This window comes from Streptomyces sp. NPDC088706, from assembly GCF_044752765.1.
In the GTDB taxonomy this organism is placed as follows: domain Bacteria; phylum Actinomycetota; class Actinomycetes; order Streptomycetales; family Streptomycetaceae; genus Streptomyces.
The window spans coordinates 1-10,367 of record NZ_JBIVLW010000033.1 but is presented as its reverse complement, the minus strand read 5'-3'; the positions used below and the strand labels follow the sequence as shown (position 1 = coordinate 10,367).

The 10,367-nt window shown below is 71.1% G+C and carries 14 protein-coding genes; 12 read left to right on the top strand and 2 right to left on the bottom strand.

The annotated features are described in order from the left end of the window. The first annotated feature begins 79 nt into the window (after positions 1-79). From ACIQAK_RS32710 to ACIQAK_RS32700, 3 genes are all read left to right on the top strand, one after another. Positions 80-448, top strand: coding sequence for a hypothetical protein (locus tag ACIQAK_RS32710; protein ID WP_366392930.1), 369 nt, complete (start codon positions 80-82; stop codon positions 446-448). Continuing rightward, on the top strand, positions 445-672 hold the full coding sequence (locus ACIQAK_RS32705) for a pRL2-19 (protein WP_401849646.1): 228 nt from the start codon (positions 445-447) through the stop codon (positions 670-672). The genes ACIQAK_RS32710 and ACIQAK_RS32705 overlap by 4 nt, the downstream gene beginning before the upstream one ends. 452 nt (positions 673-1,124) lie before the next feature. Then, positions 1,125-2,657, top strand: coding sequence for a hypothetical protein (locus tag ACIQAK_RS32700; protein WP_366392918.1), 1,533 nt, complete (start codon positions 1,125-1,127; stop codon positions 2,655-2,657). A 358-nt stretch (positions 2,658-3,015) separates the two neighbouring features. Here the strand turns inward: ACIQAK_RS32700 and ACIQAK_RS32695 are convergent, their stop codons facing one another. Both ACIQAK_RS32695 and ACIQAK_RS32690 read right to left on the bottom strand, forming a co-directional pair. Continuing rightward, the gene (locus ACIQAK_RS32695; protein WP_366392919.1) at positions 3,016-3,210 is read right to left on the bottom strand and encodes a hypothetical protein; all 195 of its coding nucleotides are present in this window, start codon (positions 3,208-3,210) and stop codon (positions 3,016-3,018) included. A 119-nt stretch (positions 3,211-3,329) separates the two neighbouring features. Beyond that, positions 3,330-3,710 (bottom strand): hypothetical protein, encoded by a 381-nt coding sequence (locus tag ACIQAK_RS32690; RefSeq protein ID WP_366392920.1) that lies wholly within the window; start codon positions 3,708-3,710, stop codon positions 3,330-3,332. 250 nt (positions 3,711-3,960) lie between these two features. On the opposite strand from ACIQAK_RS32690, the gene ACIQAK_RS32685 reads away from it, so the two are divergent. The 9 genes from ACIQAK_RS32685 to ACIQAK_RS32645 all read left to right on the top strand — a co-directional run bounded on the left by ACIQAK_RS32685 (position 3,961) and on the right by ACIQAK_RS32645 (position 10,290). Further along, the gene (locus ACIQAK_RS32685; protein WP_366392921.1) at positions 3,961-4,122 is read left to right on the top strand and encodes a hypothetical protein; all 162 of its coding nucleotides are present in this window, start codon (positions 3,961-3,963) and stop codon (positions 4,120-4,122) included. A 1,139-nt stretch (positions 4,123-5,261) separates the two neighbouring features. After that, positions 5,262-5,507 (top strand): hypothetical protein, encoded by a 246-nt coding sequence (locus ACIQAK_RS32680; protein ID WP_366392922.1) that lies wholly within the window; start codon positions 5,262-5,264, stop codon positions 5,505-5,507. Between the two features lie 281 nt (positions 5,508-5,788). Continuing rightward, entirely contained in the window at positions 5,789-6,055 is a 267-nt protein-coding gene (locus ACIQAK_RS32675; protein ID WP_366392923.1) for a helix-turn-helix transcriptional regulator, read from the top strand. 109 nt (positions 6,056-6,164) lie between these two features. Then, positions 6,165-8,126: a winged helix-turn-helix transcriptional regulator gene (locus ACIQAK_RS32670; RefSeq protein WP_366392924.1), complete on the top strand. Its 1,962-nt coding sequence runs from the start codon at positions 6,165-6,167 to the stop codon at positions 8,124-8,126. Further along, on the top strand, positions 8,123-8,263 hold the full coding sequence (locus tag ACIQAK_RS32665; protein WP_366392925.1) for a hypothetical protein: 141 nt from the start codon (positions 8,123-8,125) through the stop codon (positions 8,261-8,263). The genes ACIQAK_RS32670 and ACIQAK_RS32665 overlap by 4 nt, the downstream gene beginning before the upstream one ends. After that, positions 8,260-8,457, top strand: coding sequence for a hypothetical protein (locus ACIQAK_RS32660; protein ID WP_366392926.1), 198 nt, complete (start codon positions 8,260-8,262; stop codon positions 8,455-8,457). The genes ACIQAK_RS32665 and ACIQAK_RS32660 overlap by 4 nt, the downstream gene beginning before the upstream one ends. Before the next feature lie 2 nt (positions 8,458-8,459). Continuing rightward, positions 8,460-9,548 carry a hypothetical protein gene (locus ACIQAK_RS32655; RefSeq protein WP_366392927.1) on the top strand — a complete coding sequence of 363 codons (1,089 nt, stop codon included), beginning with the start codon at positions 8,460-8,462 and terminating at the stop codon, positions 9,546-9,548. After that, a complete protein-coding gene (locus tag ACIQAK_RS32650; RefSeq protein ID WP_366392928.1) occupies positions 9,545-9,739 on the top strand; it encodes a hypothetical protein in 195 nt (64 codons plus the stop codon). Before ACIQAK_RS32655 ends, ACIQAK_RS32650 begins: the two co-directional genes overlap by 4 nt. A 116-nt stretch (positions 9,740-9,855) precedes the next feature. Next, a complete protein-coding gene (locus tag ACIQAK_RS32645) occupies positions 9,856-10,290 on the top strand; it encodes a protein kilB (RefSeq protein ID WP_366392929.1) in 435 nt (144 codons plus the stop codon). Positions 10,291-10,367 lie beyond the last annotated feature (77 nt).

The following is a 10,367-nucleotide window of genomic DNA, read 5'->3' as shown; positions in this document are numbered from 1 at the left end:
AACCACCTCGCCGCCTGACTCACCGTTCACCAACCGGCGGGCCGCTACAGCGGCCCGCCCCACCCGGAAGGAACCCACCATGAGCGACACGACCCGGTGCGCGGCCGCGCACTTCGAGGACCCGACGCCGTGCGACGGCCCGCCCGTCGTGACCGTGCTGGATGCCCAGAACGGCGGCGCGGACGGCTGCGAGCACCACGGCGCGCGGCTGCTGGCCTCGTTGGACGGCGGCCGGGTCTACGCCCTGCCGGACGCCCCCGCCGGTGCGGCGATCCGTGTGTTCAAGGCGGCCGACTCCACCCGCCCGTTCGCCTGGCTGGAGAACGCACCGCGCACCAAGCCGTCCCAGCTCAGCAACCTGGAGAACCGGGAGCTGGACGCCGCCGCGTGGGACGGCCGAGGCATCGTCAACACCCCGGCGGGCCCGCAGGTCGGCAGCGACGAATGACGAACCCGGCCGACCTCTCCCACGCCGCGCTGATCGCCATCCTCATGCACCACGGCGGCTCGCTCGACCTCCCCGCCGGCGCTTTCGACCCGGACGCGCTCGGTGGCGTCGACGGCGCGTTCCACGCGGTCGCCATCGACCCGCAGACGGACGGAACGATCCGGATCAGCGTTCAGCCCCGCCCCTCCGACGCCGGAGACGCGGGCGGCATCACCAAGCTCTGAACAGCAGAAAGCCCCGCCGGATGATCCGGCGGGGCTCCCTTCGGTCCGTCAGATCCCAGCAGCCACACGGCGCGTCAGGGGGACCGGGGGCAATGAACGGCCACTTCAGTGCCAGGATCATCACCAGGCCCACGCAGGGGCCTCCAGACATGGCACGACCCCGGGTTCGCAGGCCCGGGGTCGCCGCCCCCAACTCGCGCCGATTCCCACGGCGAGTACGGAGACGTTTGCTCGTGACGAGCGTACGAGAGAACAGCGCTACACCGGTAGTCCGGCCCGCCGCCGCGCGTGGACGCTGCCGCCTAAAGGCGTGTAAGCGACAGTTCACCCGAAAGACTCCCGGACAGCTCTTTTGCTCTGAAAGCTGCCGAAAGCGGTCATTCAAGGGGGACGGCAAAACCACCCCGAAAACGGGGTCTGACCTGCGGAAACAGACCTCTGACGCTGCACACTTGGTAGTAAGGGAAGAAAGTTTCCCGATCCCGGCCCCGGCGACCCCTGCCGAACTGGCCGCCGAGGCTGCTGTGGCGGCCGAACAGCGGCGTAAGGAGCGGGAGCGCCGGAACTACTCCGGGCTCTACTTCCAGTGGGACTACTCCAAGCTCAAGTCGGTCCGGGGCTGCCGCCGGTCGGCCCGGGACGAGAGCGCGGGCGTCACGCTGACCGTGTCGCCGGACGGCCAGCAGGTCGGGCGCAAGGGCCTCAACCGGTGCGCGTCCGTCTGGGCCTGCCCGGTGTGCGAGGCGGTGATCCGTGGCGTCCGCGCGTCCGACGCGGACAAGGCGATCACCGAGCACGTCCGTCGCGGCGGGATGGTGATCTTTGTGACCTTCACGGTCCGGCACTGGTCGAACCACGACCTTGAAGACCTGATCCGGGTGCAGGTCGGCCAGGTGTGGAAGGGGCTGTTGCAGGGCCGGAAGTGGGCCCGGTCCGAGCCGGGGAACCTGCGGAACCGGCTCGGTGTCGTGGGCACGATCCGCGTGCTTGAGGTGACCGTGGGCCAGATCAACGGCTGGCACCCGCACCTGCACGTCGCCGTGCTCCTGGGCGGCGAGCAGCGCCCCAAGCCCAAGAAGCTCAAGAAGGGCGAGCAGGGGCCGCGCCAGAAGTGGGACCCGACCGTGCGGCGGTACTTCACGCCGGACCCCAAGGACATCGACGCGTTCGAGAAGGAGTGGGCGGCGGCGTGGATCGACGGCGTCACCGCCGCGAACCCCGATTTCCGCCCGTCCGCCCGGGACGGCGTGGACTTCAAGCGGGTCTACACGGTCAAGGACGCGGCGAAGATCGGGAAGTACATCAGCAAGGTCCAGGGCACCGACGTGGCGTCGGACTGGTCGGTCGGCAAGGAGCTGGCCATGTCCCACGTGAAGCAGGCGCGCGGGGCCAACATGAAGGCGATGGACATCCTGTTCCGCCTCGCCGCTCTGCGCGGCGGACAGGTCGCGGACGAGCTCCCCGGCTGGGGCTCGATCGAGCAGCTCCTCGCGCTCTGGGCCGAGTACGAACTCACCACCAAGGGCGGCCAGAACATGGCGTGGTCCGAGGGCCTCAAGCGCGCGTACGACATCGGCACCGATGACGACCAGGACGCGGCCGACCGCCAGGCCGTCGACGCCGAAGACGCCGGGACCGCGCTCGATCGCCGCATCCACCTGTCGGCCCGGACTCAGCTGGAGATCGGGCGTAAGCGGGTGATCGTGGAGGTGGGCGAGGCGGCGCGCGAGGCGGTCCGCCGGGACGAGTCACCAGAGCTGGCGGTGCGCGCGCTCCTCGACCTCGTCGGCATCGACACCAAGGGCGTCTGGGAGCTCTCGCACGAAGACGACGACGCCAAATGGACGGCGGCGGCAGAGAACGCGTCGGCCAGCTCGGGTGAGTCCGAGCACGCGAGGGCGGAGCGCCGCGAGCAGGAAGCGGCGGACCTCAACCAGGCTCGGGGCGACCGCAGGCGGCTCGTCTGGAAGACCGACGCGAGCTGACGTTGGAACTGGCCCGCGCGGTCGATTCCAACCGCGTTCCGCCTGCCGCGCACTTCGGCCGGCGGAACGTCCCCGCGACTTCCGGCACCTCCCGGTGCTCCCCCGGGGCGAGTGAGATTGGAACAATCTCGTATAACTCGCTCCGCTCCAGCGGCCCGCGAACTGGGCCCAGTGAGCACTACCTTGCTCCGCTCCTGCGCCCCGACACCGGCCGTCCCCGGCCGCGCGAAACTGGGCCCAGTGAGCCACAACTCGCTTCGCTCCGGCGGCCCGGTTTTTGGAACAGAAACCACTACCTCGCTGCCCGCTCCTGCGGTGCCGGAGTTCCCCCCGCCCGGGGGGGAACCCCCTTCGTGCTTCACCCCTGTCTGATCACGCCCGGCCCGAGCTTCCGCCGGCGCTTTTGGTCCGGCTCCGGGTGCTCGTCGGCGTCGGCCAGGAGCTCATCGTCCTCGATGAGCGCGGCGCGTTCGGCGGGCAGAAGCCGCGGTGCCGATGTGCTCCTGGTGGACGTCGTCGGACCGGTCCCGAGTGCGCGGCGCGTGGTGCTCATGCCGCTGAGTCTGCGGGGTCCCCCGACGCCCTGGTGCTCGTCGTCGCGCGGCGTTCGTTGTGGGGCGGCACGACGAAGGGCCCGTCCGTGGTGGACGGGCCCTTCGTCGTGATGGTCGATCAGTCGGCGGCGGGGATGCGGCCCATCTGCCGGAGCCCGGCGTCGTACGTGCTGCGGGCGGTGCTGCGGGCGTGCGGGTCGCCGGTCAGGTTCGACGCGAGCGTGCCCCACGTCATCTCGCCCTGATCGCGGGCGGCGACGGTCATGTGCCGGACGCGGCGGGTCAGCTCGGCCGCGAGCGCGGCGGTCGACCGGAGGATGCGGGCCCGCTCGAACTGGTCGACGGCGGCGAGCTCCTCGTAGGTCGGGAGGCCGAGGGCGGTGAGGGCGTCCTCCAGGCGGCCGTTGTCGACGGCCTGGACGATGTGCCCCTGCGGGTCGTCAGCCCGCGTCCAGTTGATCGTGGTGGTGTCGGCGGTTCGGGTGATCGAGACAGACACGGCGGGTCCCCTCTCAAACGTGGTGTGCGTTTTCCGCACACCGCTACTGTGCGGAATCCGCACACCAGATGTCAAGCGTGTGGGCCCGGCAGATTCAGGAATGCCTAGGTGTGTGTTCTGTACCGGACTTTGTAGCAGGGCCGCTAATGCAAGAGCTGTGCCCGTGTTGATCTTGCTGCGGGTGGCGTCGGATCGGAATGCAAGGGTGTGTCGGCTCGGTGCTCGTGTACGGCGGCGCGATCGTGGGGGCATGAGCGATGAGCGGCCGTGCGAGCACGGTGAGGGGTACGTCTGCGGGCTCTGCATGGAGCCGGTGCCGGACGTGAGTCCGTACGACTGCGGGCACGATCCGAGCGGCGGTGACTGCGACTACGACTGTCCGCGATTCGCGCACAGCAGCGCGGGTTTCTGAGCCGCTTGGTCGTGATGCATAGGTGTGGCGATTCCGTCCGGCGGGGACGGCGAGCAAAAGTGCCAGAGGTGTACGGCGGTTGGGTCGGTCGGCGTGCTCCTGGTCGTCGTCGGCGTACGTCATCTCGGTGACGTACGGCGGGCGTCGATGACGTACGCGGCGACGGCGGCCGGGCTCGATCCGGCGAAAGCGCCGGCGCTTCGTCGGCGGCGGGCTCGCAGCATTTGCATCGGGGCCGGGCTCGGTACGGTCGCCGGATGAGCGAGGAGACCGAGGAGCGCGGGGCGCCGTGCGGGTGGTGCGGGGAACCGGTCCGGCAGTCCGGGGTCGGGCGGCGTCGGGCGTACTGCTCGCGGTCATGCCGGGAGCTGGCCTACCGGGCGAGGCGGCGTGACCGGGAGATCGCGGACGCGGTCGCGGCGGCTCTGGCCGCTGCCGGTGTCGGGCCTGACATTTCGACAACTGACGCAAAGCAGACCGGCTCCGATCCGTCAGTTGTCGAAACGGCATCTGCCGAGGTCAGGCCTCTGCCGGACGCGTCTCAGTGGCGGCCTCGGACGCCCGCCGCTTCCTCGGCTCCAGCTGCTCCTGGTCGTACGGCCCGGCCGACGACTCCGGCGGGGCGACGGCCGGGGGTCCGGCGGGAGCAGCCGCCGCTGTTCGATGAGGAGTAGGTCCGCCTGCCGCGCACTTCGGCCGGCGGGCCGGGCCGCGCGTACGGGTCGGCTCGGACCGGGGTACTTGGTCGTCCGATGCCTCGGCCACGATGATGCTGGGCCCGAAGCGGTACGCGACCACACCGGTCCGCGCCAGAAGCGCGGCAGCAGGAGCTCCCCGCCCGCCCGTCTCCGGTGCTGTCGGGCCGCGTACGCGCCTGTCATCCGTGACGGGGGCGGTACGGCGCCCGGCCCCGTGATCGCCCGGCAGACGGCCGCGAGACGCCCCGCGACCCCACCCCTCTCGCCGCCAGCCGTTGTTCACCGCCCCACGCTCGCCGCAGCCGCCCGGGGGTAGGCCACGGAGGATTACGGGCCCTAGGCGCCCCTGTACGGCCCGCTGACGGCCGCTCAGCGGTCCGTACGGCTCTCGGTCCACCGGAACGCCGGACAGGGCCGCAGGCGGCTGCCTAGGGTCGCCACATGATCCGGTGGCGGGGGAGACGAGAGAGGCAGGCCGTCCGGCGCGATGCCGAGCACCAGGGGCGGCGGGTGGTGGTGGCGGACTGGGCGATCACGCTCGCGGTCCGGAGCGCGGGGGGCGGACCGGTCCGGGTGACCCCGGCGGACGTCCGCCGGTGGGCTGCGGAGAACTTCCTCCTGGACGTCCCGGAGGACCTGGCGGCGGACGTCCTGACGGCCCGTCTCCGGCTACGCGGATACGGCTGATCCGGTGCCGGATTTCCGGCCCGCCTCACGCGCGCACGCGTAGAGGCCCCCTCCTGTTGCGGACCGCAACACCGAAACTCGCAGGTCAGCGCCTTGCGGGGGCGCAACCGCGTTGCGGTCGAAGGGTTGCGGTGCGAAACGGGATCAACCGGACGCGCCGCCCCGCCCTCGGGATTATGGCGTTGACCGAATAGGGTTGGCTATGTAATCATCGCTCAAGCGATGGCAATGCCATAAGTGAGATTGGAAAGCAATCCATGCCTCAGGAGACGGAGACTCCGTTGGAAGTCACGCTGAACGAGACGATCAAGCTCTTGATGACCCGGACCGGCCGCCGACAGCTCGACGTGGCGGAGGCGCTGGGGATCACTCGCGGCTCGCTGTCCCAGCGGCTGCTGGGGAACAGCGGCTGGCGGGTCAACGACCTGGCGCCGGTGGCCGGACTCTTCGGCTTGACCGCCTCGGAGCTGCTGACCGGCTACGCCTCCATCGCGGCCGCCGACCGGCTGCCGCCCCGTAAGGATGACGCGGGCCAGACCCGCATCTGACGCGTAAGAGGCGCCGAGCCGCAGCAACGGCCCGACGCCAGCACATCGCCCGGAACCCACCACTACGAAGGAACCGAAGATGCGCCCTAATCTTGCCCGACTGACAGCCATGTGTGACACCGCGTCAGCCAAGCTCGCGCCGGTCAAGGCCGTGCCGGCTTCCATCCGGTTACGCGGTACGAACACTCTCGACGCCCTCTCTCCGCTGGTCGCGCCGCTCGCCGTGCGCTGGGATGCCGAGGCGGACAGGCGGCAGGCGCTCCGGACGCCGGAGAACCTGAAGAAGTTGATGAAGGCTCAGCGTGAGCACACGTCGGCCCGTGCCACGGTGTCCGTGGCGCGCAGCCAGCGGACGGCGGCGAAGAAGGCGTCGAAGAACCTGTGGGGCGCTGCTCGCCGGTCGGCGGCCGTTGCGGAGAGGGCGGCGCACTCTCACCGGAAGGCGGCCCGCGCTGAGCTGACCGAGGCGCGGACGACGTACCCGTCGACGCTCACCGCTGTGGCGGTCCGGGCGCACGCGCTGCACCTGGTCCCGGCCGGGGTCGCGTCGTGGGCGCTGTCCACTCCGGCGGACTGGGCGACGTGGCCCGCGTCGCTGTCGATCGCGGTCGTCGCGGCGAACGCTGGTGCGCTGTGGCTCGGTCGCCGCGCGGTCTCGGTCGAGGTCGAGGACGGGGTCACCGCCGAGGAGCGCCGACTGCTGGAGCGGCTCGACCCGTCGTTCTGGGTCCAGCACGCGGACGAGCGAGGCCTGTCCGGCACGCTGACCGAGCGGCCGGAGATCACCCCGGCCGGGATCGTCTGCGGCGTCCGGCTCGACGGCAAGGGCACGAACTCCTGGTCGGCGAAGAAGCTCGCGGCCGAGGGGGCCGCGATCCGGGCCCTGCTCGGCATGAAGACCGAGACCCGGATGCAGATCAGCGAAGGCAGCCACGGCGACCGCGCGCAGATCATCATCCGTACCCGGTCGGCGTCGGACGGCGTCTCGATGGTCTGGACGCCGGAGCACACCGGGATCGGCGTGGACGAGATCACCGGGGAGATCGTGGACGTGCCGATGGCGGGCACGCACAAGCTGATCGCCGGGGTCACCAACATGGGCAAGAGCGTCAGTTGGCGGCCATGGATGATGCAGGCCGTCAAGGACCCGCTGTGGGCGGGAATCCTGCTGGACCCGAAGCGGCTGGAGGCCCGGCTGTGGCACGGGAAGATCCGGACCGAGGGCCACCAGCGGGGCACCAACGAGGAGATCCGGCAGGCGATCTACGACGCGATCCGTGAGCTGATCGCGGAGATGCAGCACCGCCAGGAGATCGCGGACGTCACCCAGTGGGTGCCGACGGCCAAACACCCGAACCTCCTGGTCGTCATCGAGGAGGGCCGCCAGATCCTCCAGATGGCCAAGGACAACCGGTGGAAGGACGTCCTGGACCTGATCGACGACCTGTACACACTGGCCCGCGCTACGGGCATCTGGATCATCTGGGCGACGCAGTACCCGAGCCGCACCAACGGCGGTGTCACCGCGATGGTCAGCGAGAACTCGCTGACGGTCATGTCGCTGACCGTGGACTCGCCCGTGTCCGACCGCGTCGTCTACGGCGAGAACGCGGCCGACTCGGGATGGGAGCCGTCGAAGCTGGCCAGCATCCCCGGCCGGGCGCTGATCAAGCACAAGGACCGCCAGCCCAACCCGGTGCGGATCTGGTACGTCAAGGACGACGCGGTGAAGGCGCTGCCCAAGGCGACGCCGTGGCAGAGCTCGAAGGTCACCGTCCCCGCCGACTCGGACGAGGCCCCGCGCCTCCAGCTCGTGAAGACGGCGGCCGCCAATCCGCCGGCCCCGCGTGCCGAGGAAGCCGCGGCGGCTCCGGCTGACCTGACGGGAAACCAGCAGGCCGTATTCCTCGCGGTCCGCGACGGGGCGAGCACGAACGCGGAGATCGCCGCGAAGGTCGGCATCAACCCCGGGTCGGTGGCCCGCGCTGTGACGGCGCTGGTCAAGCGCGGGCTGCTCGTCAAGCAGGGCACGGAGATCCGGCTCGGTGGCGCTGAGGAGGTGTCGGCATGAGCTGGAAGGACCGCCTGACCGGCCGCTCCGAGCCGACGCCGGAGCAGTGCCCGCCCAACTGCTCGAAGTGCCGCGAGTCGGCCTCGATCGATCCGGACTACGACCCGACGCAGCCGCAGGGGGCGACGGACCGATGACCACTCAGGAAACCGTCGACCGTGCCCTGATCACCGGGCTCGCCGTTTTCGCCGCGTCGGTCGGCCTGTTCTCCCTGGCGGGGCTGCTGCTGCTCCTGATGCAGCTCGCCGCCGAGACGGCTCAGGCCGTCGCCGCCGCCGCTCCCGCCGGGATCGGCCTCACCATCGCTGTGCGCGCCCGGAAGGGGAAGTGACCATGAAGCTCTCGACACAGGCCGACATCGACGCCGCTGAGAAGGTGCTCCGACTCTCCTGGGTGATCGTGTTCGGCGTGATCCTGTTCTCGGTGTTCACCGTGACGCCGCTGGTGGAACAGAGCACCCCGGACGGGTGGAAGTGGTCCGCGTGGATCCTGCCGCTCGTGGTCGATGTGGCGGTGGTGATCTCGATCCGGGTGGACGCGATCGTGGCCCGCATGGGCGGGTCGACGAGCGGGTGGCCCGTCGTGCTCCGGGTGCTCACCGGGGGTGCGAGCGTGCTGCTCAACGTCGGAGGCTCCGCGCTCAAGGACGACTGGGTCGGAGCGGCCGTCCACACGGCCGCCCCCGCAGTTCTCATCGTCGTGGCCGAGGCGTCGCTCAAGTGGCGCCGGGAGATCGCGGCTGCGTCGGCCCGCATCGAGGCCGAACGCCGTGAGCAGGCCGAGGAGCGCAAGCGTGAGCAGCGTGAGCGCGAGGAGCGCTCACGGGCCGAGCGTGAGGCCGAGCGGCAGGCTCGTGAGGCCCGTGAGCAGGCGGCCCGGGATGCCGAGCGGGAGGCCCGTGAGCAGGCTGCGGCCGAGCGTGAGCGGGAGCGTGAGCACGCGGCCCGGATCGAGCGGGAGACCCGTGAGCACGCCGCTCAGATCGCCCGGGAAACGGCCCGCGCCGAGACCGAGCGTGAGGCTCTGCGTATCCAGGCTGCCGCAGATCAGCGGCGGGAAGAGGCCGAGGCGGCCGAGCGCAAGGCCGACCGTGAGCGCAAGGAAGCCGCCGAGATCCGGAAGGCTGCCGACGCCCGCCGGGCAGCGGAAACGGCCCGCAAGGCCGTACCGGTGAGCGCCGCCGTGAGCACCCCCCGCCCGAGCGTGAGCGCTGCCGTGAGCACCCCCGCTCACGAGAGTGCTCACGACGCTCCGGCGGACACCCCGGCGGGCGAGAAGATGACCGAGGCCGACGCCCGTAAGGCCGTGGCCGACGCGGTCCGCGAGGGGCGCTCACAGCGTCAGATCGCGGCGCTCACCGGGTGGTCGACCGGCTGGGTCGCCAAGCGCGTGAGCGAGCTCGAAGGGTCGGTGGCCGCGTGATCGCCCTCGCGTATCTGCTGTCCGTCGCGGTGAGCATCGGCGTCCTGGCGGTGGCCCTGCGCCGCCGCCCGGCCCCGGCCGCTCCCCCGCCGCCGGTTCTGCCGGCAGAAGCCCCCGCCATCGAGGCCGACATGCGGGTACTCCTCACGGCGGCCGTCCAGCTCGCCTCCCGATTCGCTCCAGCCGCCTGACCCGTGAAGCCCCGCCGGACCATCCGGCGGGGCTTCTTTCGTGATGGGCTTGCCATCGTGATGATGGCTATGCCATCATAGAGATGTCAGCAGGACACGGGACAAAGGAGCGCATCATGTGGCAGACCCTCATCGCCGTACTCGGCACCCTCGCCGGAGTCGGCATCACCAGCGCCTACCAGGCCCGCGCCGCCCGGACGGCTCGTCAGGAGGCCCGCCGGACCGAGGGCCTGGCCGCCGTTGAGGCCCTGGTCGCCGCCCTCGCGGACCACCGCCGGGCGATGTGGCTCCGTGAGGACCTGCGGCTGCGGGGCGAGGACTGGAGCGCGGCCCGCACCGAGTCGCACGGCACCCGGTCCGCGATCACCGGCCCGCTCCTGCGGGTCCAGCTTCTCCTGCCCGCCGCCGCCGGGGCCGCTCAGACCGCCGCCGCCGCTGTGTACGCCCTGCGGAACGCGGACGGGCACCCGGTGCTCAACCAGCGTCGTACGGCCGCCCTGACGGCCGCTGACGACCTCGTGGCCGCAGTCGGCAACCACCTCGCCGCCTGACTCACCGTTCACCAACCGGCGGGCCGCTACAGCGGCCCGCCCCACCCGGAAGGAACCCACCATGAGCGACACGACCC

What these genes read in the sequence shown, in the direction of transcription:
- ACIQAK_RS32705 (WP_401849646.1), top strand. Translation starts at nt 445, where the DNA reads ATGACGAACCCGGCCGACCTCTCCCACGCCGCGCTGATCGCCATCCTC.
- ACIQAK_RS32710 (WP_366392930.1), top strand. Translation starts at nt 80, where the DNA reads ATGAGCGACACGACCCGGTGCGCGGCCGCGCACTTCGAGGACCCGACG.
- ACIQAK_RS32665 (WP_366392925.1), top strand. Translation starts at nt 8,123, where the DNA reads ATGAGCTGGAAGGACCGCCTGACCGGCCGCTCCGAGCCGACGCCGGAG.
- ACIQAK_RS32660 (WP_366392926.1), top strand. Translation starts at nt 8,260, where the DNA reads ATGACCACTCAGGAAACCGTCGACCGTGCCCTGATCACCGGGCTCGCC.
- ACIQAK_RS32685 (WP_366392921.1), top strand. Translation starts at nt 3,961, where the DNA reads ATGAGCGATGAGCGGCCGTGCGAGCACGGTGAGGGGTACGTCTGCGGG.
- ACIQAK_RS32670 (WP_366392924.1), top strand. Translation starts at nt 6,165, where the DNA reads ATGTGTGACACCGCGTCAGCCAAGCTCGCGCCGGTCAAGGCCGTGCCG.
- ACIQAK_RS32680 (WP_366392922.1), top strand. Translation starts at nt 5,262, where the DNA reads ATGATCCGGTGGCGGGGGAGACGAGAGAGGCAGGCCGTCCGGCGCGAT.
- ACIQAK_RS32645 (WP_366392929.1), top strand. Translation starts at nt 9,856, where the DNA reads ATGTGGCAGACCCTCATCGCCGTACTCGGCACCCTCGCCGGAGTCGGC.
- ACIQAK_RS32695 (WP_366392919.1), bottom strand. Translation starts at nt 3,210, where the DNA reads ATGAGCACCACGCGCCGCGCACTCGGGACCGGTCCGACGACGTCCACC.
- ACIQAK_RS32655 (WP_366392927.1), top strand. Translation starts at nt 8,460, where the DNA reads ATGAAGCTCTCGACACAGGCCGACATCGACGCCGCTGAGAAGGTGCTC.